At 37.4% G+C, this 23,360-nt stretch carries 25 protein-coding genes and 2 pseudogenes; 7 read left to right on the top strand and 20 right to left on the bottom strand.

The window, feature by feature from the left end:
• Nucleotides 1-9: 9 nt before the first annotated feature.
• The 10 genes and pseudogenes from PYW42_RS03970 to PYW42_RS03925 all read right to left on the bottom strand — a co-directional run bounded on the left by PYW42_RS03970 (nucleotide 10) and on the right by PYW42_RS03925 (nucleotide 5,913).
• Nucleotides 10-1,572 (bottom strand): cutinase family protein, encoded by a 1,563-nt coding sequence (locus tag PYW42_RS03970; protein WP_002388965.1) that lies wholly within the window; start codon nucleotides 1,570-1,572, stop codon nucleotides 10-12.
• Nucleotide 1,573: 1 nt separating this feature from the next.
• Nucleotides 1,574-1,988: pseudogene (locus PYW42_RS03965) on the bottom strand (hypothetical protein).
• Nucleotides 1,989-2,059: 71 nt separating this feature from the next.
• Nucleotides 2,060-2,336: pseudogene (locus PYW42_RS03960) on the bottom strand (hypothetical protein); the annotation flags it as partial.
• The gene (locus tag PYW42_RS14170) at nucleotides 2,333-2,599 is read right to left on the bottom strand and encodes a hypothetical protein (RefSeq protein ID WP_373466110.1); all 267 of its coding nucleotides are present in this window, start codon (nucleotides 2,597-2,599) and stop codon (nucleotides 2,333-2,335) included. The gene PYW42_RS14170 and the pseudogene PYW42_RS03960, both read right to left, overlap by 4 nt.
• Nucleotides 2,600-2,887: 288 nt before the next feature.
• A complete protein-coding gene (locus PYW42_RS03950) occupies nucleotides 2,888-3,100 on the bottom strand; it encodes a hypothetical protein (protein ID WP_002409301.1) in 213 nt (70 codons plus the stop codon).
• A gap of 12 nt (nucleotides 3,101-3,112) precedes the next feature.
• Nucleotides 3,113-3,478, bottom strand: coding sequence for a hypothetical protein (locus PYW42_RS03945; protein ID WP_002388829.1), 366 nt, complete (start codon nucleotides 3,476-3,478; stop codon nucleotides 3,113-3,115).
• Between the two features lie 306 nt (nucleotides 3,479-3,784).
• Entirely contained in the window at nucleotides 3,785-4,216 is a 432-nt protein-coding gene (locus PYW42_RS03940; RefSeq protein WP_002388862.1) for a VOC family protein, read from the bottom strand.
• 102 nt (nucleotides 4,217-4,318) lie between these two features.
• Nucleotides 4,319-4,678: a nucleotide pyrophosphohydrolase gene (locus PYW42_RS03935; protein WP_002409302.1), complete on the bottom strand. Its 360-nt coding sequence runs from the start codon at nucleotides 4,676-4,678 to the stop codon at nucleotides 4,319-4,321.
• Entirely contained in the window at nucleotides 4,671-4,970 is a 300-nt protein-coding gene (locus tag PYW42_RS03930; RefSeq protein WP_002358867.1) for a hypothetical protein, read from the bottom strand. The genes PYW42_RS03935 and PYW42_RS03930 overlap by 8 nt, the downstream gene beginning before the upstream one ends.
• Nucleotides 4,951-5,913, bottom strand: a complete 963-nt coding sequence (locus tag PYW42_RS03925) for a helix-turn-helix domain-containing protein (protein ID WP_002388930.1) — start codon at nucleotides 5,911-5,913, stop codon at nucleotides 4,951-4,953. Before PYW42_RS03925 ends, PYW42_RS03930 begins: the two co-directional genes overlap by 20 nt.
• 126 nt (nucleotides 5,914-6,039) lie before the next feature.
• Here PYW42_RS03925 and proC point away from each other — a divergent pair, with 126 nt between their 5' ends.
• Nucleotides 6,040-6,855 (top strand): pyrroline-5-carboxylate reductase, encoded by an 816-nt coding sequence (gene proC / locus PYW42_RS03920; protein WP_002388904.1) that lies wholly within the window; start codon nucleotides 6,040-6,042, stop codon nucleotides 6,853-6,855.
• A 59-nt stretch (nucleotides 6,856-6,914) separates the two neighbouring features.
• On the opposite strand, the gene mapP is transcribed toward proC, so the two are convergent.
• Both mapP and PYW42_RS03910 read right to left on the bottom strand, forming a co-directional pair.
• Nucleotides 6,915-7,739 carry a maltose 6'-phosphate phosphatase gene (gene mapP, locus PYW42_RS03915; RefSeq protein ID WP_002370688.1) on the bottom strand — a complete coding sequence of 275 codons (825 nt, stop codon included), beginning with the start codon at nucleotides 7,737-7,739 and terminating at the stop codon, nucleotides 6,915-6,917.
• A 214-nt stretch (nucleotides 7,740-7,953) separates the two neighbouring features.
• Entirely contained in the window at nucleotides 7,954-10,122 is a 2,169-nt protein-coding gene (locus tag PYW42_RS03910) for a PTS transporter subunit IIBC (RefSeq protein WP_002388966.1), read from the bottom strand.
• 280 nt (nucleotides 10,123-10,402) lie between these two features.
• On the opposite strand from PYW42_RS03910, the gene PYW42_RS03905 reads away from it, so the two are divergent.
• From PYW42_RS03905 to bopD, 4 genes are read left to right on the top strand one after another with little or no spacing between them, the layout of a single operon-like run.
• A complete protein-coding gene (locus PYW42_RS03905; protein WP_002388931.1) occupies nucleotides 10,403-12,697 on the top strand; it encodes a glycoside hydrolase family 65 protein in 2,295 nt (764 codons plus the stop codon).
• The gene (gene pgmB, locus PYW42_RS03900) at nucleotides 12,690-13,358 is read left to right on the top strand and encodes a beta-phosphoglucomutase (RefSeq protein ID WP_002411188.1); all 669 of its coding nucleotides are present in this window, start codon (nucleotides 12,690-12,692) and stop codon (nucleotides 13,356-13,358) included. The genes PYW42_RS03905 and pgmB overlap by 8 nt, the downstream gene beginning before the upstream one ends.
• Nucleotides 13,348-14,355, top strand: a complete 1,008-nt coding sequence (locus tag PYW42_RS03895; RefSeq protein WP_002388878.1) for an aldose epimerase family protein — start codon at nucleotides 13,348-13,350, stop codon at nucleotides 14,353-14,355. The genes pgmB and PYW42_RS03895 overlap by 11 nt, the downstream gene beginning before the upstream one ends.
• A 23-nt stretch (nucleotides 14,356-14,378) precedes the next feature.
• Nucleotides 14,379-15,389, top strand: a complete 1,011-nt coding sequence (bopD, locus tag PYW42_RS03890) for a LacI family transcriptional regulator BopD (RefSeq protein ID WP_010816099.1) — start codon at nucleotides 14,379-14,381, stop codon at nucleotides 15,387-15,389.
• A 73-nt stretch (nucleotides 15,390-15,462) separates the two neighbouring features.
• On the opposite strand, the gene PYW42_RS03885 is transcribed toward bopD, so the two are convergent.
• From PYW42_RS03885 to PYW42_RS03865, 5 genes are all read right to left on the bottom strand, one after another.
• A complete protein-coding gene (locus PYW42_RS03885) occupies nucleotides 15,463-15,672 on the bottom strand; it encodes a hypothetical protein (protein ID WP_002355840.1) in 210 nt (69 codons plus the stop codon).
• Nucleotides 15,673-15,841: 169 nt separating this feature from the next.
• Nucleotides 15,842-16,363, bottom strand: coding sequence for a GNAT family N-acetyltransferase (locus tag PYW42_RS03880; protein WP_002388894.1), 522 nt, complete (start codon nucleotides 16,361-16,363; stop codon nucleotides 15,842-15,844).
• Nucleotides 16,356-16,850 (bottom strand): tRNA (adenosine(37)-N6)-threonylcarbamoyltransferase complex ATPase subunit type 1 TsaE, encoded by a 495-nt coding sequence (tsaE, locus tag PYW42_RS03875; RefSeq protein WP_002409305.1) that lies wholly within the window; start codon nucleotides 16,848-16,850, stop codon nucleotides 16,356-16,358. Before tsaE ends, PYW42_RS03880 begins: the two co-directional genes overlap by 8 nt.
• Before the next feature lie 141 nt (nucleotides 16,851-16,991).
• Nucleotides 16,992-17,975, bottom strand: a complete 984-nt coding sequence (pta, locus tag PYW42_RS03870; RefSeq protein ID WP_002355836.1) for a phosphate acetyltransferase — start codon at nucleotides 17,973-17,975, stop codon at nucleotides 16,992-16,994.
• 155 nt (nucleotides 17,976-18,130) lie between these two features.
• Nucleotides 18,131-18,811, bottom strand: coding sequence for a uracil-DNA glycosylase (locus tag PYW42_RS03865; RefSeq protein WP_002363309.1), 681 nt, complete (start codon nucleotides 18,809-18,811; stop codon nucleotides 18,131-18,133).
• 133 nt (nucleotides 18,812-18,944) lie between these two features.
• Here PYW42_RS03865 and PYW42_RS03860 point away from each other — a divergent pair, with 133 nt between their 5' ends.
• Both PYW42_RS03860 and PYW42_RS03855 read left to right on the top strand, forming a co-directional pair.
• A complete protein-coding gene (locus PYW42_RS03860; protein WP_002383369.1) occupies nucleotides 18,945-19,814 on the top strand; it encodes a Cof-type HAD-IIB family hydrolase in 870 nt (289 codons plus the stop codon).
• 51 nt (nucleotides 19,815-19,865) lie between these two features.
• Nucleotides 19,866-20,390 (top strand): LURP-one-related/scramblase family protein, encoded by a 525-nt coding sequence (locus tag PYW42_RS03855; RefSeq protein WP_002355833.1) that lies wholly within the window; start codon nucleotides 19,866-19,868, stop codon nucleotides 20,388-20,390.
• A gap of 45 nt (nucleotides 20,391-20,435) precedes the next feature.
• On the opposite strand, the gene PYW42_RS03850 is transcribed toward PYW42_RS03855, so the two are convergent.
• From PYW42_RS03850 to PYW42_RS03840, 3 genes are all read right to left on the bottom strand, one after another.
• Nucleotides 20,436-20,999, bottom strand: coding sequence for a GNAT family N-acetyltransferase (locus tag PYW42_RS03850; RefSeq protein ID WP_002388935.1), 564 nt, complete (start codon nucleotides 20,997-20,999; stop codon nucleotides 20,436-20,438).
• Nucleotides 21,000-21,095: 96 nt separating this feature from the next.
• Nucleotides 21,096-22,316 carry a 3D domain-containing protein gene (locus PYW42_RS03845; RefSeq protein ID WP_002386187.1) on the bottom strand — a complete coding sequence of 407 codons (1,221 nt, stop codon included), beginning with the start codon at nucleotides 22,314-22,316 and terminating at the stop codon, nucleotides 21,096-21,098.
• A gap of 248 nt (nucleotides 22,317-22,564) precedes the next feature.
• The gene (locus tag PYW42_RS03840) at nucleotides 22,565-23,332 is read right to left on the bottom strand and encodes a putative ABC transporter permease (protein WP_002388868.1); all 768 of its coding nucleotides are present in this window, start codon (nucleotides 23,330-23,332) and stop codon (nucleotides 22,565-22,567) included.
• Between the last annotated feature and the right edge of the window lie 28 nt (nucleotides 23,333-23,360).

Genomic DNA, 23,360 nt, shown 5'->3' with positions numbered 1-23,360 from the left:
TTTCATTTATTATTTTTGAAATAAACTACTTCTTGCTTGTTGATCGTATGCTTGAATATTTTTAGCAACAGTTGTTAATTTTCCGCTAAAATCAGTTAATTTTTGCTTGTATTGCTTGGCTTGGTTGCTAGTATTTGTTGCTTCAGCGCTATCCCAAAGACGACTTTTTTCGTAAGGAGCAATCATTGCTTGGACTTCTGCATAGGATAGATACTGTCGGATATTCATTGCACTTTCACGAATTTCCTTTGAAACTGTCTGGACTTCATCTTCTGCTTCTTGGAGGATATTTTTCACAAGTAGTTCGTATTCTTTTCCAGCTTGCTGCGCTTGTTTTGCAACTAGTTCTGCTAATTCACTACGTAATTCAATCTTTTGACTACCTGAAGCACTGGCTAAACTTTTCTGAATACGACTCACTTTCCCTTGCCATTGGCTGGCAATTTCTGCTTCGTGAATGATTTTTTCATATTCTTTGATGATTTTCTGGCGATTTTCTTCAGATAGCAGACTTAACAAAAATTGGAGACTGTTTTTAGCTAATGATTCACCTGAAGCATCCATGATTTTCCCTAAATATTTATCAATAAGTTTGGAAACTTTTACTCCTGCCGCAAAAATATAGCCATGTTCCTTTAGATTGGCTTCTTTGGGCGTACCATCAGGATTTAATTGATACTGACCAAAATCATGACTAGAACCGTATTTGTCCGTCAGATCAAAAGTAGTGGTGAACGTTTTCGGTAATAGATAATGCACCCGACCAATTTCATCTACCCCTTTTTTATTTCGATTCAACATGGAGACAATATCAAACGCATTCACATAATAATCGATTTTCCCTTGTTCTTCTAATTGTTGAATATTTTCCTGAGCTTGTTGAGACATTTTATTAATGCTTTCTCGCGCATCAGGCCCTTGAAACAATACTACTTTATCAATTTTAGCGAGATCTGCTTGGGGGAGATTGGCCACCGCTTGAATAGAAATCATGGTTCCTAAAGAATGACCTGTAATCGACATAGTCGCATTAGGGGCTTTAGCACTCATCTCCATTATCTTTTGATGCATGGCTTCATTGGCTAATTTTGCTTGAGGCAAATAGGCATTAAATAACGTAAAGGAACCATTATTATTGACCCAGTCATTCAAATTATTCCCTGACCAACCTTTTTTCACGTCCATTGAAACGCCGTCACTACCGCGAGTGGCAAAATATGTATGCTGCGTTTTTGGACTCAAGGTCGGCGTATCTGTTACATAATAAGAATTATAGCCAGCTTTCTCATCTGTTAATAACCCTTTTTTATAAACCTTTTCCCTGCCTACCCAGTTTTTTTCTTTGATTGTTTTTATAGTGTTGTCGGGTTGGAGATAGACAGTACTGGCGTCATTTCCGTGGGCGTCTTTGGCGTTGGGGAAGGTGAATGGAACAGCCTCTTTATTTCGGTACTTATCTAATTGTTTATCATTCCATTTCTTTGCACTATACGGAAATTGTATGGATCTGCCATTATAAGTTGCCTGCGCTAAATCCGCGTATAAATTACTATATTTTTCTAAGTCTGCCATATTATCCTCCTTCTGTATAGTAATCGTAGTCAGCATTAATCGTATACAGTTCTTTTATTTTAGTAGGCTCATTCCAATTATTTGGTTTTATTGCAAGTCCAAATGAATTTATTTTATTGTTATTATTATCAATAATTTGTATTCGGATAGATAGAATATCTCCTGCTCCTTGCGGAAGACCATTTCCCACTGACTCTTTTTCTAACGATTCCCAACAAAATGCAACTTTAGCAATCTTTTCATTTTGCTGTTTTACATACTCCGTCATTTCTTCTTCATGCTCTTTCAAAAAAGCAATTTGTCTTTCTTTTTCTGTTGGTTCGTTCATTTTTTTTCACTCCAATCGTTCCGATTATGGCTATTGCTATTATTGTTGCGATTAACACACCGAATTTTATTTGCTTTTTATTTTTCACTTTTTCACCTCCTTAATATGTATGGGGAAGAGTTATTATGTGATTTTTTCTATTTTGATTGACTTTTCCTATGTTAATAACCCTTTTTTATAAACCGTTTCCCTACCTACCCAGTTTTTTTCTTTGATTTTTTTTTACAGTGTTGTCGGGTTGGAGGTAGACAGTACTGGCGTCATTTCCGTGGGCGTCTTTGGCGTTGGGGAAGGTGAATGGAACTGATTGATTAGAATCATATCTATCTTTTTTCCAATCCTTCAATTCATTATATGAAAAACTGTTCTTTCTATCAGTATAAGAACTTTTTGAAAGGTCTACATAAATATTATAATTGATTTTCAGCTCAGTCATTCAGATTCCCCTCTACTTTCATCAATATCATGTACCGTCCAAAGACTGTTAATCTCATCTAATTTTGTAGTATCTGTGTCAATTACTAATGTGTTCCCTGCATTATAATAATTATCTTTCTCTGTCTTATTAACATCAATTAAGTCAAATTTAATTGTAAGATTCTCTTTAGAGAATGCCATACTTTTTCGTTTTTCTACTGTATTCCAATAATATTTGACCACTTTATCCTGACTACTATTTTCTTTAATAAAACTCGTCATCTCTTCTTCATGCTCTTTCAAAAAAGCAATTTGTTTTTCTTTTTCTGTTGGTTCGTTCATTTTTTCACTCCAATCGTGCTGATTATAGCTATTGCTATTATTATTGCGATTAATATACCAAATTTTATCCGCTTTTTATTTTTCAATTTTTCACCTCCTTAATATGTATGGGGAAGAGTTGCTATGTGATTTTTTCTATTTTGATTGTTTTTGATTGACTTTTCCTATGTTGATAATCCTTTTTTATAAACCGTTTCCCTACATACCCATTTTTTTCTTTGATTGTTTTTACAGTGTTGTCTGGTTGGAGGTAGACAGTACTGACGTCATTTCCGTGGGCGTCTTTGGCGTTGGGAAAATAGAATGTAGCATATTTTTTATCTCCATTTCTTTCAATTGATTATCGTCAAGTTTAGCTAACGATTTAGACTGAGGTCGCCCTTTATACGAAGCTTGGGATAAATTGGCATAAACATTATAATAATTTACTAAATCACTCATATATATTCTCCTTTAATTTATGTTACTAATTTTCTTAGGATCTCTCACATTGTCTACAAAAATATTAATCCAAAAACCATTTATTTTTATATTTCTTCCGTCATAAATATTGGTTTTAATTGTTAAAAATTCTTTTGTAAATGCCATGCCTTTATCTGATTTAACCGTATTCCAAAGGTACTCAACACTGGCCACTTTATCTAACTCTGATTGTTTAATATACTCCGTCATTTCCTCTTCATGCTTTTCCAAAAAAGCAATTTGTCTTTCTTTTTCTGTTGGTTCGTTCATTTTTTTCACTCCAATCGTGCCGATTATGGCTATTGCTATTATTGTTGCGATTAAGATACCAAATTTTATCCGCTTTTTGTTTTTCATTCATTTAGTCTCCCTTTGTATCTACATACAAGAATTAATCTTTCGCTTTCTCCTTTTATTCCATTGATTTATCAAGATTTTTACAGCCTGTTTTTCTTTGTTTACAGTTTATCAAAAATCAATCTGGCATTTTCTCAATTTTTTTAACGTTAGAGTAATTATTAGAGAATATTGCTGTATTTCTATGACACACTAACTTTCTATCTCCAATTTTTTACTGTCTTGTTGATCACCACAGGATCATTGGTATTTTACTTCTATTGTAAAATAAAAAAAGTGGTACTCATCTCTGAGCACCACTCCTTACTACACTTCTTTTTCTAAAATTTCTGTTCGCTCTTCAAAATTTAGTTCTTGGTTAATTTGATGTACCATCCACATGTAACCAAATGGATCAACAAATAACGAATTTTGAATAGCTCCTTCCATCATTTCTGTAACTGGTTGCATCTCAATGCACTTATTTGCTAAGGCTTTTTTATGAGTTTGCACAATATCTGCTACCGTGATATTGAACCAAATTGTATTGGGATGTTCTGAATCTGGTGCTTTTAAACCAAATTCTTCATTAGCATCTAACATATGGAACCGAGTATCATATAAGTTAAACACTACTTCATTCCTTCCAACAGGATACTTTGTCGCTTCAACTACATGAACCTCAAAGATTTCTTTATATAAAGCTAATGCCTTTAAACTATCACTAACAATAAAATCAATTTCTGTGCCTGTAATCATTGATTGTTCCTCCTTAAAATTTTTTGCAGCAGAAAACTACTTTTTATTTCTGTTTTCCGCAAACCCTTCAGAATTTCTTAATACTGGCTATTTTCCACTTCGTTATTCTTTTTTAGAAGTTCTTCGATTCATTTGTTTCAACACTTGTTTTTCTGGCACTGGATATTTCAACGCATTTTTCTTCAACTTTTCTTCGATAATTTCGTCCAAATCAAACCCTAAATTATCAGCCATCATGTAGGAGTAAATGAGAACATCAGCCAATTCTTCTTTGATTCGTTCTTCTTGTTTGATGCCTTCTTCTGCTGTTTTCCATTGAAAAAGTTCTAACAATTCTGCTGCTTCTAAACAAATTGAGAGCGCCAAATCTTTTTCATTATGGTGGGGGCGCCAATTTCTTTCATCACGAAATTGATTAATTTTTGCCATTGTATCCATCTGTTCCCCTGCTTTCTTATTCATTTGATGGCAACTGAAACCCATCGAACGTTTCACCATCATAGTATTTTAATAACTGTTCTGTAGACAATAATGAGGAGGTTATTTCTTCCTCTTCAACAACTGCTTGATTCTCTTCTCTATACAACAAATAAGCCTGTAAAAGCTGTTGGTAAAGTTTTTTTCGTGAAGAGGCTTCCGCTGAAAGAAACGTTAATTCTTTTAAGTGTCCGCGATAGACAGGCAAATCATCAACGAATTCGATTGGTAATTCTACTACAGTTAACTGAAATTCTTCAAAGACTTCTTCGTACATCTGCCATTCCCTCTTTCTGTCGATATTGTTTTGGGGTCATGCCCATTTCTTCTTTAAAACGTTTATAAAAAAAGGCTTTGTCTTGATAGCCGATTCGTTCAACAATCGTTTGAATCGATAAATCTGTTTGCTTCAAGTAGTTTTTCGCCAATTGGATTCGGTAGGCTAAGACAATTTCCGTAAACGTTTTGTTTGTTTTGTCTTTTAAAAAATTCGATAAGTAATTCGGATGAAAATGAAATTTAGCGGCGACTTCTGCTAAAGTGACATGCGCAATCTGTTGCTCAATATACGCTAAAATCACCTCAACACGTTGATGATTCGACAAATAATTATCTTGCATCTTTAAAGCTTCTCTAGGCAGTTGACCTAGTTCCACCACTAGCAAAACAAAGGCCGCTTTGGTCACTTTATTATTAAAATAGGCCATTTTCACAATTTGTTTCAGTAATAATAGCGAATAGACGTGAACATCCGAATTTGGCTGGCTGGCAAAAACGAAATATCGAGGAATGTTTTCAAATTCACTGCTAGCAATTTCTGTAAAAAAACGATACATGACTGGTTCTTCCGCCAGCTGATTTAAGAGCGTATCAAGAAAATAGTGCTTTTTAAAATAAAATATAATCATAGACATTCCTTGCCCCTGATAGCTAACCGAGGTGGCCTCATTGACAATCATGACTTGGCCAGCCGAAAACGAACACCTTTGTTGATCCAAATAAGCATTGCCATCTTGCTCTAAACAATAGAGCATCCGAATAAATCCTTTCGGAACGTCAATTGTTTCCGAAGATGCCAACATAAAGCCCGCAATTTCTCGATGCGGATTTTCCTTAAATTGCGCTACTTCATTCTCAAGAGCATTGGTAGTGGTTAAATAACAATCTAAGGTCTCTAAAAACTGATAAAATGCTACATATTGCTCTTCTTTGCTTGCCAATTAATCACCTCATAATCCAACACTTTTTACTTTACTCCCTCTATTTTTTTCTTTGGCGTTTCCTTCTATACTAGATACATGGTAACACGAAAAAAGAGATTCAACAGTTTTTAGGAGGAATTTTTTATGAAAATTAGTTTTATCGGTGCTGGAAATATGGCATCCGCTATTGCCAAAGGTGCGCTAAAAAAGCAATTTATTGCCGCAGAAAACCTTTATTTTTATGATATTCAAGTCGAAAAAACCGCCGCTTTTGCACAAGAAATTGGTGCACACGCGGTTGCTTCGCCTCAAGAAGCTATTACAGTAGCTGACTTAGTTATTTTAGCGGTGAAACCGCAATTCGTTCAAGCGGCTTTACTTGAAGCAAAAGAAGCAATTTTAGACAAGCAACCGTTAATTGTTTCCATTGCAGCAGGTACGACTATTGCAGAATTGTATCAACTGTTTGAGACTACCCAACCGCTTCGTCTTGTTCGTGTGATGCCCAATATGAATGCGTTGATTGGCGCGGGTGCAGCAGCTGTCTGTGGTAACGCTTTTGCATCCCCTGAAGACATCCAGACTGTTTTATCGTTGTTTCGAGCAGTTGGCCAAGCCTGGGAATTAGAGGAACAGTATTTTTCGATTTTTACTGCTATTGCAGGTAGCACTCCTGCGTATGCTTTCTTATTTATTGATTCGATTGCCCGAGCAGCCGTTAAAAATGGTATGAACAAAGAGTTAGCCTTAGAAATTGCCACACAAGCTGTACTAGGCAGCGCTCAAACTTTGGCAAATAGTACAGAGAATCCTTGGACTTTAATCGACCAGGTCAGTTCTCCTGGTGGAACCACGGTTGCTGGGATTGTCGAATTAGAAAACAATGCGTTTATTTCAACAGTCATCAAAGGGATTGAGGCCACCATCCTTCGGGATCAAGAATTAGCCAAACAAAACTAAGAGGAATAGTTACATGAGCGAGTAAATAAGAAAAAGCGCTGAAAATTCAGCGCTTTTTCTTATTTTAGTTGAATGAGTAAGCCAAAATGATCACTGACTATCGGTGTTTTCCTACCATCAAAAATTACTTCATATTTTCGTACGTGCCACTGTTTTGGAACAAATGCGTAGTCAATCCGCAAGGCTGCTTCATTTTCTTCCCAGCCATCTATTTTTTTCTCTACTGTCGCTTCACCGCTTGTCTCTTCCGCTACAACAAATGCATCTTGAATCGGCAAGTAACTATTTTCCACTAATTGATAGCCAGTTGTACCAGCTGGGTTGTTTAAATCGCCTAAAATGACTAACGGTTGTTGCCCCGTCGCTAAGTATTTCTCTAATTGTAGCCATTCATAGGCAAAACCTGTACAGGGTGTTTCCCACCAAGAAAAGTGACCAGAGACAACAGTAAGCGTACCTTTTGAACTCTCTGTCTCCGCTACTAAGATTTTTCTTGTTCGATAATTCGTTGGTTCTTGGCTTTCTGAAATAAGGAGAGCTTCACTAGTCAACGGACATTTCGAAAGTAGTGCGTTCCCTTCTTCATAAATAGCATAACCAATGTGGCTCATTTCCCAACTCCAATAATAGTGTTGGCCTTTTTCAGCTAGATATTGAACGATTAGATATGCAAAATTATCTTCATGGATCGGCGTTTGGGTCGCTATGGGACAAAAAGTAGTTAACTGTTCTAACGGCACTTTCTTGGAAGCGACTTTCTGATTCACTTCTTGTAAGGCAATTATTTCACTTTCAGAAGATAAAATCACCTTGGCAATCTCCTCTAATTTTTTTAATGGTTCTTCTTCTAACCAGCTATGAGTATTGATTGTTAAAAGATTCATCTTTTCCCCTTCTCTTACATGTTATTAGGTCTGTGAGTGGGACAAAAATCACTTTGGATTTTTGCTTCACGCGCAAAACCTGATAAACGGCGGGAACAGAACCAACTCCTTCGGAAATAAGCCAAAATTATCCAAAAATTAAAAAGCAATTTCCGGAAATTCCTTCTTATTTCTCGGAGTTAAACGGTTCTGTCCCGACCTCATACCTAATCATTTAAATTTCAATCTGTCCGATCACAGTTCCCGCAGTGGTGGTTCCTAGTTGATTAATAACTACTTGTTCCACTTTGTCGCTGTTTGTAAAAGCGACAATAATCGTTGTTTCTTTGCCAGCTTGTTCAATCACATCCAAGTTCATTTTAGCTAGTTTCGTCCCAGCTTTCAATGATTGTCCTTCTTTAACAAAAGATTCAAAAGCAGGTGTTGCCATTTCAACTGTATCAATTCCCATATGGACAAGTACTTCGATACCTTCTTCTGTTTGTAGCCCAATCGCATGTTTGCTTGGGAAAACACTTAGAACTTTCCCCGAAATTGGTGCCACCACCTCTCCTTCTAGAGGCTTAACTGCAAATCCATCCCCCATCATTTTTTGTGAAAAGACAGGATCATTGACTTGCGCCATTGGAATAACTTCCCCTGTCGCTACAGCCACGAAATCTTTTTTCTTACCTAAGAAATTCGTTGTTGGCACTCCTGCTGTACTTTCTGCTATAACTGGTTCTGGAATGTCAACGCCGGAAGCTAGTAAATCTTCAATATCGGATTTTAAAACATCAGCTTTTGGTCCATAAACGGCTTGAACGCCATTATCTTTCACAATCAAGCCCATTGCGCCTGCCCGTTTCCACGCCTCTTCCGAACCGACTTTTTCTCGATCCTTTACACTGACACGTAAGCGTGTCATACACGCATCAACTTCTTTGATATTTTGTTTACCACCAAGTAAGTAGACAATTTGCGCGATTTGCTGATCGACGACGCCTGAACCAGCCGCGCCAGATGCGATTTCTTCGCCGTTATCATTGTCATAGTTTCCATTTCTTCCAGGTGTTGCGTAATTAAATTTTTTAATTAAGAAATTGGCTAAGAAATAAGTGACAACACCAAAAATGATGACCATTAAAACAAAATTGATTAAATCGCCACCTAAACCAGCTTTTATTGCTAGCGGTGTTCTTGTTAACAATTCAATATTTCCAAACGAATGCACACGCAATGGTAAAATATCAGCCATTGCAAAAGCAGCACCTTGGATCACGGCATAAATCACATAAAGCGGCATTGCAGCAAACATAAACATGAATTCTAGCGGCTCTGTCACACCAGTTAAGAAAACAGCTAAAGCAGCAGAAAAATACATTGATTTATATTTAGCTTTTTTATCTGCATCGACATTACGATACATCGCCAAAGCCATCCCCATTAAAATCCCTGAAGAACCAATCATTTGGCCTACTTTGAATCGAGCTGGTGTCCAATTTTCTAAGACAAACTGATACTTGCTCATATCACCAGCGCCTTTAAGATTCACTAAGTCTGTTGCCCAAGCCAACCATAAAGGATCTTGACCAAAGACTTGGGTTCCAGCTTGTGCGCCAGATAAAATTTCATACGTTCCACCTAATTGTGTATAGTTGATTGGAATCGTCAACATATGATGTAACCCAAAAGGTAATAACAAACGTTCCAACGTTCCATATAAGAATGGCGCTAAAATAGGTGCACTGTCTTGAGATTGCGCAATCCATAACCCAAAATTATTAATTCCCGCTTGAATATTTGGCCAAATAAGTGCTAATACAATTGAGACAATTGTTGACCACAAAATAACGACAAATGGGACAAACCGTTTACCATTAAAAAATGATAGCGCATCTGGTAATTTCCGATAATTGTAATACTTGTTGTAAGCCATCGCACCGACAAAACCAGCAATAATCCCTACAAAGACACCCATATTTAATGCCGGGGCTTCTAAGACACTTGTAAAGAATCCCTTCACCATAATCTTGGTGCCAAATAAGGTATGCGTGAAAGCTTGTTCATCTGCCAACATTTCATTTGTTACACCAAAAATGGCTCCAGTAATACGGTTGATTAAAACAAAAGAAATCCCCGCTGCAAATGCTCCACCTGCACGATCTTTGGCCCAACTGCCACCTATTGCTAACGCAAATAGTAAATGTAAGTTGCCAATAATTGCCCAACCGATACTCTCTAGAACTCCGCCTGTTGTTACTAACAAGCCTAAATTAGGATCGATTAAAGGAAGCGATTTCCCAATACTAATCATTAAACCCGCTGCGGGCATTACTGCCACAACGACCATTAAAGCTTTCCCGAATTTTTGCCAAAACTCAAAACTAAACATTTTTTTCATTCCTGCCACTCCTTACGCAATCGGTTTCGTTATGTTGCCATTATATACTCCTGTTTCCTTTTTGTAAATGCTTTAATTTCAAAAATATTGTGGAAAACAACTCCCTACTACTTAATCCTTTTTTATTTTGTCTTTTAATAAAGCAAATAAAGCTCCTTCTATCCTACCTTTGTTTCAGCTTTTATTCATAAGATTACACTTTTTAAGCATTGACTATTGACTAATGCAATCGGTTGCGTTTATGATAGACCTATCAATAAAATCACTGAGGGGGATTCTCATGAAACAAATCAAACGTTTATTCCAAATTGATCCTTGGAAAATCCGTACTACACACTTAGATAAAGAAAATTTACGTTTACAAGAATCATTAACGAGCATTGGCAATGGCTATATGGGGATGCGGGGAAATTTTGAAGAACACTATTCTGGCGACCACCATCAAGGAACCTATTTAGCCGGTGTTTGGTATCCAGACAAAACACGTGTTGGTTGGTGGAAAAATGGTTATCCTGAATATTTTGGTAAAGTGATTAACGCAATTAATTTCATCGCAATGGACTTACAAATTGATGGACAAACAATTGATCTAGCCACTACACCTTACGAAGATTTTTCTTTAGAATTAGACATGCAAAACGGGGTTCTTTCTCGGCAATTCACCATCCAAACACCGAAGAACAAAGTGCGCTTCTCTTTTGAACGTTTTTTAAGCTTAGAAAAAAAAGAAGCAGCTTACATCCACTTAACAATTGAAATGCTGGAAGGTACAGGCACAATCACTCTTCACTCAAAATTGGATGGCGATGTTCAAAATGAAGACAGCAATTATGAAGAACATTTTTGGGAAGAAAGAGCTATTGAAACACAAGAAACACTTGGCTTTGTTACAACTAAGACCATTCCTAACAACTTTGAAATAGAGCGTTTTACAGTGACTGCAGGCATGCGCCATTTCATCGATGGAGCCTCTGTTGTGCCTACATATACACAACAGCCCTTGGCTTTAACCGCAGAATTGACGGTGTCTTTAAACGAAGGCGAAACGACCGCTATCACAAAAGAAGTGCTTGTCGTTACCAGTCGTGATGTGCCAGAAACGCAACAAATCACACGAGTAAACAAATTATTTGCAGAAATGACTACCTTGTACCCTGAAGCAAAAGCTGGGCAAGCTGCCGCTTGGGCAAAACGTTGGCAATTAGCTGATGTTGTTATTGAAGGAGATGACGAAGCCCAACAAGGCATTCGTTTTAATCTTTTCCAACTTTTCTCAACCTACTATGGTGAAGACGATCGTTTAAATATCGGACCAAAAGGCTTTACTGGCGAAAAATATGGTGGTGCCACATATTGGGATACTGAAGCATACGCTGTCCCACTTTACTTGGCGTTGGCTAAGCCCGAAGTTACTAAAAATCTACTGAAATATCGCCACAATCAATTGCCTCAAGCCATTCATAATGCCCAACAACAAGGGTTAAAGGGTGCGCTTTACCCAATGGTTACTTTTACTGGTGTCGAATGTCATAATGAGTGGGAAATCACTTTTGAAGAGATTCACAGAAATGGTGCGATTGCTTATGCGATTTATAATTATGTCAACTATACAGGAGATGAAGATTATCTAAAAGATGCTGGTCTAGAAGTACTTGTAGCAATCGCTCGTTTTTGGGCAGATCGGGTCCACTTCTCCCAACGTCATAAACAATATATGATTCATGGCGTAACGGGGCCAAATGAATATGAAAATAATATCAATAATAACTGGTATACCAATACCATCGCTGCGTGGGTTCTACGTTACACCCGTGAGTCTTATTTAAAATTCCAAGAAGAAACAACGCTCAAAATTGCAGACGACGAATTAGCTAAATGGGCAGACATTGTAGAAAATATGTACTTCCCAGTGGATAACGAATTAGGCATTTTTGTACAACATGACACTTTCTTAGATAAAGATTTAATGCCTGTTTCTGATTTACCACTTAGTGAGCTGCCTTTAAATCAACATTGGTCATGGGATAAAATTTTGCGGTCTTGTTTCATTAAACAAGCCGATGTTCTTCAAGGAATTTATTTCTTCAATGACGCCTTTTCTTTAGAAGAAAAACGCCGGAACTTTAACTTTTACGAACCAATGACTGTCCATGAATCTTCCCTTTCACCAAGCATTCATGCTGTGTTAGCTGCTGAATTAGGCATGGAAGAAAAAGCAGTGGAAATGTATCAACGAACAGCGCGCCTTGACTTAGATAATTACAATAATGATACAGAAGATGGCTTACACATTACCTCAATGACTGGTAGTTGGCTAGCGATTGTGCAAGGTTTTGCCCAAATGAAAACGGACCATCAACAACTAAAATTTGCACCCTTTTTACCAGCGACTTGGACAGCCTACTCATTCCACATTAATTATCGGAATCGTTTACTATTTGTTGAAGTTTCAGCAGACCAAGTGGCCTTCACTTTACTCGACGGCCCTGCAATTCCATTAACTGTTTACGATCAAAAATACACATTAAAAGATCGATTAGTTTTACCGATCAGAAAGGAAGAAGTTCATGTTTAAAGGCGTTTTGTTTGATTTAGATGGTGTTATTACTGATACAGCAGAATTTCATTACCACGCTTGGAAAAAATTAGGGAACGAAATTGGAATTTCCATTGACCGTGTTTTCAACGAACAATTGAAAGGTGTAAGCCGTGAAGATTCTCTGCAGTTACTGTTAAAATACGGAAAAAAAGAAGGCACGTTTTCTTCTGAAGAATTTGCCCAGTTAGCGCAACGGAAAAACGATTATTACTTGGAAATGATCCAAGCGATTACGCCTGAAGATGTCTACCCAGGAATTTTTTCTTTATTAACGGAATTACGTGCGGCCAATATTAAAATCGCCTTGGCTTCTGCAAGTAAAAATGGGCCTTTTCTTTTAGAAAAAATGCAATTGACGCCCCTTTTTGATGCCATTGCTAATCCAGCAGACGTCCAGGCAGGTAAACCCGCTCCAGATATTTTCATTTTAGCTGCGAAAGAAATTGATTTGACACCAGCAGAATGTCTTGGCATTGAAGATGCCAAAGCTGGGATTCAAGCGATTCTTGCTAGCGGAGCGCAACCTGTTGGCGTTGGCCGCAAAGAAGAGTTAGGCGAAGGGTTGCCCATCGTGCCAGAGACGAGCGCTTTAACGTTTGATTACTTAAAAAAAGTGTGGCTTGATCATGAAGGATAATCGTATCACCGTAACCGATATTCCAAGCACAAACTTAAAAAAAATTACTTTGAAGAACGACTTTTTAGAAGTCGTTCTTCTCAATTATGGCGCGCGCCTCCATCAACTTTTGATGCCAAACAAAAATAATCATTGGGAAAATATCCTTTTATCGTATGATTCGTATCAAGATGTATTAAAGGATCAAAGCTTTTTTGGCGCCACTGTTGGACCAGTTGCTGGACGTATTCGTAATGGCCATTGGCAAAATGGAATATTAGAACAAAATAGCGACGGTCATCATATCCATGGTGGCTCAAAGGGGTGGTCTTTTCAATATTGGACAGTCGAGCCCTTTGAAAAAAAGGATATCATTGGCGTTGCTTTTCATTTAACCGACACCATTTCTGGCTATCCTGGACCAATTGAGGCCACCATCACTTATCAGCTAGAGGATAATCATTTACGAATGATCAGTACTGGACGGAGTAAACAGGAAACACTTTTTAATCCTACAAACCACGCCTACTTTAATTTATCTGGCGATGGAAAGTTAGACATTCTGTCACATTTGCTATCTTTGAACTGTCAAGGTATGTTAGAATTAGACGATAATAAGCTGCCTACTGGACGGATTTTACCAGCTTCTGAACTATCCATACGTTTTAATGAACTGACACCTATCGAAACAATCCTCCAACGCTATCCAACCGGGTTAGATGATGTTTTCTCCTTAGTTGGCTCTGACTTAAGACAGCCACAATTATGCTTACAAGAACCTACTTCTGGAAGAAAAATGACGATAGCAACAACGAACCAAAGTATGGTATTATTTTCTACGACTGGTTTTGAGGCTCCTTTTTCTATTAATGGACAAGCGATGCATTCAAACTATGGCTTAGCAATTGAACCACAAGAGTATCCAGACATTGTTCATCATCCTCAGTGGGGCTCTATTTTATTACCAGCTAATAAAAAGCAAACCTACCAAACGGTTTATCAATTTAACCTTCTATAATCACTAAGAAAGGCGTGGCAAAAATGGCAATTACAGTAAAAGATGTCGCTAAGAAAGCGGGGGTTGCAACTTCAACCGTTTCGCGTGTCATTAACGATCATCCAAGTATTTCTGAATCGACAAAAAAGAAAGTGCGAAAAGTCATGGATGACTTAGGCTATGTGCCAAATATGACGGCACGGAATTTGGGTAAACGAATTTCAAGTGCCATTGGCGTAATTTTACCTCCTTTAGATTCGAAAGAACGGTTAGGGAATCCATTTTATTTAGAAATTATGGAAGCCATCAACGAGGAAGCCCGTCTTTATGATATGACTACTGCTATTGCAACTGCCAAAAGCTTTGATGTACTATTGGAAAACGTTAAAAGAATGCATCTTCAAAAGCAAGTGGACGGTTTTATTCTTGTGTATTCAGATAGTAAGGACCCCGTCATTGATTACTTATATGAAAACAACATTCCCTTTACTTTAATTGGTCAACCTTACCAACATGAAACGGAAATAGTTTACGTGGATAATGATAATCAATTATTAGGGAAACAAGCGACGGAATTTTTAATTGAAAACGGCCATAAAAATATTTTATTTGTGACCAATACAACGCATGAAAGTTTGTACTTTGAACGTTACTTTGGTTATCAAAAAGCAATGATGATGCAAGGATTAACTGTTTTACCAAGCGTTGCGTTAGAAAAACCTGAAGATTACATGGCTTTTGATGACATTCTTCATCAAAATAATGCCACGGCGTTGGTGGTGATTGATGATATCTTTGCTTTGCGGACGATGCAACTTGCGCAAATCTATGGTTATCAAGTTCCTGAAACGTTATCCATTATTAGTTTTAACAACTCAATCTTTTCAACATTGACACATTCTTATCTAACAAGCATTGACATCGACACGTCAGAATTAGGTCGAATGGCGATGAAAAAATTATATGAATTAATCCACGAAGAATTGACAAATGGTGTCCGTCTCGTTATTCCTCACAAATTAATTAAGCGTGAAACAGTTATTCCTGTTCATTAAAAAAGAAGCGTAAGCAGTTTAACACTGCTTACGCTTCTTTCTATGTGTACGCTCTTATTCGTATGTATTACTTTTATAAAATAACTTTTTGCGAAATTTTTTTCCAAAACGTTTCTTCTTTTGCATCAAATTGAGCTGGTTCCCCGTCAGACAATTTTTCATTTAATAATGATAATTTTTCTTGATGTTTTGCATACTCATCTTTTTTTATTAGCTCTAAACGATACGCACGATCCAAGATCGACTCTCGATAGTTAACATTCATTTTCGTTGCCTTCGCCATTTCTTACATTCCTTCCCAAAATAAATTTTCATTTTTTCGTTAAATTCTTCTATAATTATAACAAAAATATCAGAAAAATAAATATGAAACAAACGATAATTGCGAAAATTTTGTTTTTTCATGCAATTATCGTTCGATTATTTAAGAAATTAAAATTATTAACCAATAATTAATCAATCAGCAAACGCATTAAATGAACATCTAAAAATTCACCTTGGTCTGTTTTGGCGCCCCGAGGCATAATTGCCTCTGTTTCAAACCCTAATTTTTTATAGACATGAATCGCTCGTTGATTACGATCCTGTACCGTTAATTCCAAGCGACGAATAACATGACTTTCATGCGCCCAGCGAATAAGTTCTTCCATCAGGATACTGCCCAGTCCATAGCCCCAGTACTGTTTTAAAATACTAATGCCGATTTCACCAATATGCTCCATCCGCTTTTTAGAAGAAGCAGACACAGATGCGGTCCCAATGATCGCTTCTCCCGCTAATGCCACCAATAAAACATTATTTGGCGATTCATAGAGTGTTGCTAGATTTTCAGCCAATTCTGTTGTCGACATGGCCATTCCTCGCTCATCCATTACCAAATAGGGCGTTTCACTCCCAATTTTTGACATCACAGATAGTAATTGATCCGCATCAGTAGGCACTGCTTCTCGAATAGAAAATGTTTGTTCAGACATATTCGCGAGCCTCCCACGTTTTCAGAATCTCTGCTATTCTTTCTTCTGCCAATGGACCAGTTCCGCGGAATTCAAGAACTCTCTTGTCAGCTTCTTGAGAATCTTTATTTAAAATAATTTCTAAATAATCTTCTGGCAATTCTTCTTCAATCAAGCTGCCCCATTCTACAACGGATAGCCCATCTCCTTCAAAATACTCATCTAACCCTAATTCATCCGCACCCTCTTCAACACGATAGACATCCATATGGTATAACGGAAGTCGTCCTTGTGGATATTCTCGGATAATCGTATAGGTGGGACTTTTAATCATTTGGGAAATGCCTAATCCTAAAGCAATCCCTTTCGTCATTGTCGTCTTACCGGCCCCTAAATCACCAGTCAGGACAATTACATCACCAGCTTGTGCCTTTTGTCCAATGATTTTAGCAATTGCTTCTGTTTCCAATGGATTGTTCAGGACAATATTCATTTTTTTGCCTCCCATCTGCAAGAATCTATGTATGAAAGTATACCGAAAATTCAATAAGTTGACTAGTGGCAGCTTCAAAAAAATAAAGTTGAGGCCCAAGTGTCCTGGGAACCTCAACTTCTACTTTGCTTATTTATCATGCTTCGACATAGTTAATTAGTCGTTCATTAATGTTTGAGCAGCTGTAATGATTGATAATTTATAAACATCTTCTTCGTTTGCACCACGTGATAAATCAGAAACTGGTTTGTTCAATCCTTGTAAGATTGGGCCAATTGCTTCAAAGTTACCTAAACGTTGAGCAATTTTGTAGCCAATGTTTCCTGATTGTAAATCTGGGAATACAAAGACTGTTGCTTCTCCAGCAACTTTTGAGTTGGGCGCTTTTAATTGTGCGACAGAAGATACATAAGAAGCATCAAATTGTAATTCACCATCAATCGCATATTCAGGTGCTAATTCTTGCGCAATTTTTGTAGCCTCAGCAACTTTTGTTACTTCTGGTGCTTTTGCAGAACCTTTTGTTGAAAAACTTAACAATGAAACTTTAGGTTCAATGTCAAATAATTCAGCTGTTTTGGCACTATCAACAGCAATTTCAGCTAATTCTTGTGCAGTTGGGTTCACGTTAATCGCGCAGTCTGAGAATAAATATCTTTCTTGGTCACGACCACGAATCATTAAGAAAGCACCACTTGTACGGCTCACGCCTGGTTTTGTTTTAATAATTTGTAACGCAGGACGAACTGTATCACCTGTTGAGTGGATAGCACCACTAACCATACCATCAGCAATACCCATGTAAGTTAACATAGTACCGAAATAGTTGACATCTTTTAAGATTTTTTCAGCATCTTCTTTAGTAGCTTTTCCATTACGGCGTTCAACAAATGCTTCGACCATTTCATCCCATTTTTCATAATCATTGGGGTTGATAATAATAAAGTTTGATGTGTTGATTCCACGAGCCATAGCAGCATTTGCGATATCTGTTGGATCACCAATTAAGATTGGTTCTACTAATTCATCAGATTTTAAGCGGGCAGCAGCACCTAATATTCTAGGATCTGTTGCTTCAGGGAAAACAATTTTGATATTACGGCGTACGACTTTAAATTTTAAGCTATCGAATAATTCCACGATAAACCCTCCAGTTTTATATTTACAAAATCCATCATACACTATTCTCAAAGAAAATAACAGTTTTTTCTAGCTGTATTAGTCAAAAAAACCAATAATCCGATAAACTTTTCACAAACTAACTCTTCTACACTATAACAGCATACACTGTTACACTACACTGTTTCAGGAAGTTGCCAATCAATCGGCGTTTCCCCTAAACGTTCTAGAGCGGCATTCGCTTGAGAAAACGGACGTGAGCCAAAAAAACCACGATGTGCTGACAATGGACTTGGGTGTGGCGATTTGATAATCACATGCCGAGTCGTATCAATCATTTTAATTTTTTCTTGAGCAGGACGTCCCCATAAAATGAAAACAACAGGTTTTTCACGCTCATTCAACTTTTCGATAATGACATCTGTCAGTTGCTCCCACCCTTTACCTCGATGGGAATAGGCTTGACCTGCCCGAACGGTCAACACAGTATTTAATAATAACACGCCTTGTTTGGCCCAGCTTTCTAAAAAGCCATGGTTGACGGGTTGGTACCCTAAATCAGCTTGTAATTCTTTGTAAATATTCGCAAGAGATGGCGGCACTTTCACACCTGGCTGGACAGAGAAACTTAGTCCGTGTGCTTGATTGGGTCCATGATATGGGTCTTGTCCCAAAATTACTACTTTTACTTCTTCAAAAGGGGTTAGTTCTAACGCTGAAAATAAATGATACATATCTGGATAAATCGTTTGTGTCTGATATTCTTTTTTCAAAAATTCCCGCAATTCTTGATAATACGGTTTTTCAAATTCAGCAGATAAAACGGTTTGCCAACTATTGTGAATAATTTCTTTCATAATGCTCACTCCTTCGCTCTCTAAGCATAACGAATTTCTCCAAACCTGACAAGAAATTTCTGGGTACTTTCTCTTGGAAAAACGTGGTAAACTATAGGTAAGCTTTAAATAGATAATGAGGTGTAGAGAATCGATGATTAAATTAATTGCTTCAGATATGGATGGAACACTTTTAGATGCAAAAATGAGCATCACAAATGATAACGCTTCAGCAATTCGCGAAGCGGAACGTTTAGGAATCGAATTTATGGTTGCTACTGGCCGCGCATATACCGAAGCGAAACCCGCGTTAGAAGAAGCTGGAATTGACTGCGCCATGATTACTTTAAACGGCGCCCAAGTGTTTGACAAAGATGGACACTCACTTTTCACGGCTGGGATCGAAAAAGAAACAGTAACAGAAGTACTAACTATTTTGAGTCAACACAATGTTTACTATGAAATCTCTACAAATAAAGGTATTTTTTCTGAACATCAAGAAAAAAGAATTGAAAACTTTGCCGCTCATATTGCAGAATCCATGCCCCATTTAACTTATAAAGTGGCGATTGCCATGGCTTCAGCACACCTATCTTTATTGCATATTACCTATGTCGATCGTTTAGACGACATTTTAAAAGATGATTCGATTGAAGTCCTTAAAATTATTGGCTTCAGTATGGATGGGCCGAAAGTATTAGGTCCTGCTGGGATGGAAGTAGAAGAACTAGATGATTTGGTTGTTACCTCTTCTGCGCTTAATAATATTGAAATTAACCACCGCCTAGCACAAAAAGGGATTGCGGTTGCGCGCGTCGCTAAAGAACGTGGGATTCCCGCTGAACAAGTCATGACTATTGGTGATAATTTAAATGACGTCAGCATGATTCAATGGGCTGGGGTAAGTTTTGCAATGGGCAACGCCGAACTGGAATTAAAAGAATATGCTAAATATGAAACAGCCACTAATTTAGAAAATGGTGTTGGCGAAGCCATCCTGCGTGCAATAAGAGAAGATTTGTAATAAGCACTACCAGTTACAGCACTCATTTATATATAGAAAGGAGATCGTGTCGTGTCTGAATTTTTTATTCAAGAACAACAGTTAGGAAAAGTTACGCGAACCATCGTGAAAGACCAAGCAGGCCGTTCACTTTTTCTATTGGTGGGGCGCTGGGGCACACGAGGAGATGCGCTTTCTTTATATGCAATGAACGGAGAAATTTTAGCCAGTATTAAACAAGTTTCTTGGACTTTTGGTACACGATTTGAGTTATATCAGCGTTTTGAAAAAGTGGGTACTCTACGAAAACTGTTCAATTTGAATGCTGATTTCTATTATGTTCAAGGCCTTCACTGGGCAGTTGTTGGTGATATCAAAGCGCACCAATATTCAATTTATCAAGTCCATAAAAAAATCATGTCAATGGATAAAACCATGCTTTGTACAGGCGACTATTTTGTTTTAACTGTTGCCAATGATGAGGACGCACCGTTGTGCATCTGTATAGCAGCTGTCCTTGACTACTGGTTATATAATAAGAAAAAACAAAAAACTTCCGATGATTTTGGATTAGATTTTGATCCTTTAACGGATTAATGAAAAATAACGAAGCTAAAGTGATTGACTTTAGCTTCGTTATTTTTACACTTCTTTTTGCATATGATTGTATAAGTGACCACTAATAGTCATTGTTGTGACATCTTTAAAGCCTTTACTTGCGTATAACTTTCTCGCCCCTGGATTGTCAAAATCAACATTTAGACCCAAGGCTTGCTTCCCGCTAGCTTTGGCTACTTCAGGTAAAGCATCTAATAACTTAGAACCAATTCCCATTCCACGGAAACGTTCATCCACAGAGATCGTGTCTAAATACCATTCATTAGGCAAGGTTTCTTCTTCAATAAATAGCCGAACATCTTCTGCTAAGCCATGTTTTTTAAAGACTTCTCTTAAAGGTTCATCAATAATCTTTTCATCTTCTGCAGGATAGCCGACAGCAATCCCTGCAACTTCACCTGCATGTTCATAAACTAAAATTCGTTGATAGCCATAGCGATAGGTTGGATACGCCGTTGCCTCTGCTAATAGGTCAATCATTTGTTCTTCTGAGACTTCTTCTAAAATTGGTAACTCCATATCTTTTAAAATAACTAAGACCAGCCGAGCAATCGCTTTACCGTCTTCTTTTGTTGCCGAGCGAATCATTGTAATTCTCCTTTACATTTAACTAAAAAAGAACTGGCTACTATCATTACTGACTTAGCCAATTCCTTTTATCTTGTCTTTAGTATAACAAATTTATTATTGAATTTCTACTGTAACCTGACGTCGTCCCCAAAGACGGCATTGGTCTACTGAATCAAAATGAACATCAATAATATTTCCTTGAATAGCGCCACCTGTATCCCCAGCAATAGCAAAGCCATAACCAGAGACTTTCACTAATGAACCTAGAGGAATTACACTTGGATCGACTGCAACTACATTGCTTTCTTTACTTAAGTCAATACCAGTAGCACTTAGATTACTTGCACCAGCTTCGCGCCAAGAATAAGCAGTTGATTCCATCTGAAGCACACGACCAGAGCCAGTTCCTGGTGTTGATGATTCGCCTGTCGATGATTCTGTCGTTGATGACGATTCGGATGAACTAGCTGAACTTGAAGATTCAGTGCTACTGCTTTCCGTACTTGTTGAAGAGCTTGATGCTTGACTGCTTGACTCTTCAGCAGCTTCGGCTTCTAGTTTAGCCGCCGCATCTGCTTGCGCTTGTTTGTCGGCAGCTGCTTGTTTCTTCGCTGCTTCTGCTTTGGCAGTTTCTGCCGCACGTTTTTTCTGTGCCTCAGCTGCTGCTTTTTCGCTGACTAAGCGTTGTTGCTCTTTCTGTTTGTCTGTCGAAATTTGAGCCAATAATTCTTCATTATTCGCCATTTTTTCTTTTAACTCAGAGACTTTATTATTCATTGAAGAAGCTTCAACTTGTAATTTCTCTTCATTTTGTTTTAAAGTTGTTTGCGTATTTTCAACTTTTTCTTGTAATGCAGCTAACTTTTCTTTTTCGCTAGTTAAGCTTTCAATCTTTTCCCGTTCAAAGTTTTGTAAAACGGTCATGGCGTAGGCCCGATTAAAGAAATCTGATAAATTTTCTGCATCTAATAAGGCTTGCCAAGTACGTTGGTCGCCATTTAATTGAATATCCTTCATACGATCGCCAACAGCTTCTTTACGACGAGAAATATTTTTTTCTGTTTTTTCTATTTCCTCTTTCGAAGTTTTCAACGTATCTTCCGCTTTCGAAATTTGCGTTTTTAAACGTTCGATTTCCGCATATTTAGCATTTACATCGTCTAAGGCTGAATTGATTTCTTTACTAATTAACTCCCCAGATTGTTTCGCTTGCGCTTCTTTTTCTTGCAACGAATCAAGTGATTCTGCTGCCGCAGCGACTGGAAGTCCAAAATTGATAAGCATCATTGTTGTTAAAAATGGTATCAACTTTTTAACCTTCACTAAATCCAACACCTTTCCTAACTTATCTAAAACACCTACTCATTATACTAGTCAGGAGGGCTTGTTTTATTTCAATCATGTTACAATTTGTTACAATTTAAATGCAACTCTTTTTTTATCCTGCGTTTATTCATTAGTCCATTTCTATCTCAATTCTTTAAGAATTTCTTAAGACGCCTTAAAAACTAGCTTTTGACGATTTTTCTTTTTTTTATCCCATTAGACCATTTATTGAAATATTTTGTAATATTTTTTGTTAATTATTGGCCCTTTTTCTTCAAATCTTCTAAGAGATGCCGAACTTCTTTGGAATTTTTAATGTTTTTTAAAGTTAGTTTTGGGTAATTGTTAATAAAACGACGTTGTTGGAAATTTAACCGATTTTGGAAATACTCTTTTTTGGTTCGTTCTTTTAACTTCTGCCAATCAGCTGTAGCTATTTCCATTTTTGTGTTCAACCGTTGCTTAAATTCTTGTTGGTTCGTTTCCAACGTTTGGCCCATCTCGGTAATAAGTTTTTTGAAACCTTGCATGTTCAGCAACGTATAAATTAAGTCAAGCCCCATTACAATCACTATGCAAAGTGCTAAGTAGTTGCCAAAGGTTGCTTGTAAAAAACTGACAACTTTGGCGATTTCTGGTTGAATAACTTTGACAATCAAGACACAACCCAATCCCCAAAAAAGAGAAACCGGTAAAGCCACGCGACCGTTTAAATTAAAAGGTACATCATGATAATCCCACCAAGAGGCATGGAACAGTTTTTCCAAGCCATAACTAGTGACATATTCTAAAATCGTCACTAAAACAGCCGATCCGACATACAATACCAAGAGATTGTTTTCAAAGGGTTCCACAAAATAGAGAACGCTTAAGACCCCAAATCCATAAATAGGACAATAGGGCCCTACCAAAAATCCTCGATAAACAAATTTTTTAGCTTTTAATGAACAATACACCGTTTCCCATAACCAGCCGATAAAGGAATAAATAAAAAATAACAAAATAACCTGACTCATTTTTTCCACGTTTCTGTCACACTCCACTTCTTTGCGC

It is taken from the genome of Enterococcus faecalis, from assembly GCF_029024925.1.
GTDB classification, from domain to species: Bacteria; Bacillota; Bacilli; order Lactobacillales; family Enterococcaceae; genus Enterococcus; species Enterococcus faecalis.
Note: the sequence above shows the minus strand (reverse complement) of the source record. Positions and strands in the feature narration are given on the sequence as shown.

What these genes read in the sequence shown, in the direction of transcription:
- pgmB (WP_002411188.1), top strand. Translation starts at nt 12,690, where the DNA reads ATGTTTAAAGGCGTTTTGTTTGATTTAGATGGTGTTATTACTGATACA.
- proC (WP_002388904.1), top strand. Translation starts at nt 6,040, where the DNA reads ATGAAAATTAGTTTTATCGGTGCTGGAAATATGGCATCCGCTATTGCC.
- tsaE (WP_002409305.1), bottom strand. Translation starts at nt 16,850, where the DNA reads ATGGGAGGCAAAAAAATGAATATTGTCCTGAACAATCCATTGGAAACA.
- PYW42_RS03865 (WP_002363309.1), bottom strand. Translation starts at nt 18,811, where the DNA reads ATGAAAGAAATTATTCACAATAGTTGGCAAACCGTTTTATCTGCTGAA.
- PYW42_RS03885 (WP_002355840.1), bottom strand. Translation starts at nt 15,672, where the DNA reads ATGGCGAAGGCAACGAAAATGAATGTTAACTATCGAGAGTCGATCTTG.
- PYW42_RS03880 (WP_002388894.1), bottom strand. Translation starts at nt 16,363, where the DNA reads ATGTCTGAACAAACATTTTCTATTCGAGAAGCAGTGCCTACTGATGCG.
- PYW42_RS14170 (WP_373466110.1), bottom strand. Translation starts at nt 2,599, where the DNA reads ATGACGAGTTTTATTAAAGAAAATAGTAGTCAGGATAAAGTGGTCAAA.
- bopD (WP_010816099.1), top strand. Translation starts at nt 14,379, where the DNA reads ATGGCAATTACAGTAAAAGATGTCGCTAAGAAAGCGGGGGTTGCAACT.
- PYW42_RS03905 (WP_002388931.1), top strand. Translation starts at nt 10,403, where the DNA reads ATGAAACAAATCAAACGTTTATTCCAAATTGATCCTTGGAAAATCCGT.
- PYW42_RS03910 (WP_002388966.1), bottom strand. Translation starts at nt 10,122, where the DNA reads ATGAAAAAAATGTTTAGTTTTGAGTTTTGGCAAAAATTCGGGAAAGCT.
- PYW42_RS03895 (WP_002388878.1), top strand. Translation starts at nt 13,348, where the DNA reads ATGAAGGATAATCGTATCACCGTAACCGATATTCCAAGCACAAACTTA.
- PYW42_RS03950 (WP_002409301.1), bottom strand. Translation starts at nt 3,100, where the DNA reads ATGAGTGATTTAGTAAATTATTATAATGTTTATGCCAATTTATCCCAA.
- PYW42_RS03940 (WP_002388862.1), bottom strand. Translation starts at nt 4,216, where the DNA reads ATGATTACAGGCACAGAAATTGATTTTATTGTTAGTGATAGTTTAAAG.
- PYW42_RS03850 (WP_002388935.1), bottom strand. Translation starts at nt 20,999, where the DNA reads ATGATTCGCTCGGCAACAAAAGAAGACGGTAAAGCGATTGCTCGGCTG.
- mapP (WP_002370688.1), bottom strand. Translation starts at nt 7,739, where the DNA reads ATGAATCTTTTAACAATCAATACTCATAGCTGGTTAGAAGAAGAACCA.
- PYW42_RS03930 (WP_002358867.1), bottom strand. Translation starts at nt 4,970, where the DNA reads ATGTACGAAGAAGTCTTTGAAGAATTTCAGTTAACTGTAGTAGAATTA.
- PYW42_RS03935 (WP_002409302.1), bottom strand. Translation starts at nt 4,678, where the DNA reads ATGAATAAGAAAGCAGGGGAACAGATGGATACAATGGCAAAAATTAAT.
- PYW42_RS03945 (WP_002388829.1), bottom strand. Translation starts at nt 3,478, where the DNA reads ATGAAAAACAAAAAGCGGATAAAATTTGGTATCTTAATCGCAACAATA.
- PYW42_RS03860 (WP_002383369.1), top strand. Translation starts at nt 18,945, where the DNA reads ATGATTAAATTAATTGCTTCAGATATGGATGGAACACTTTTAGATGCA.
- PYW42_RS03970 (WP_002388965.1), bottom strand. Translation starts at nt 1,572, where the DNA reads ATGGCAGACTTAGAAAAATATAGTAATTTATACGCGGATTTAGCGCAG.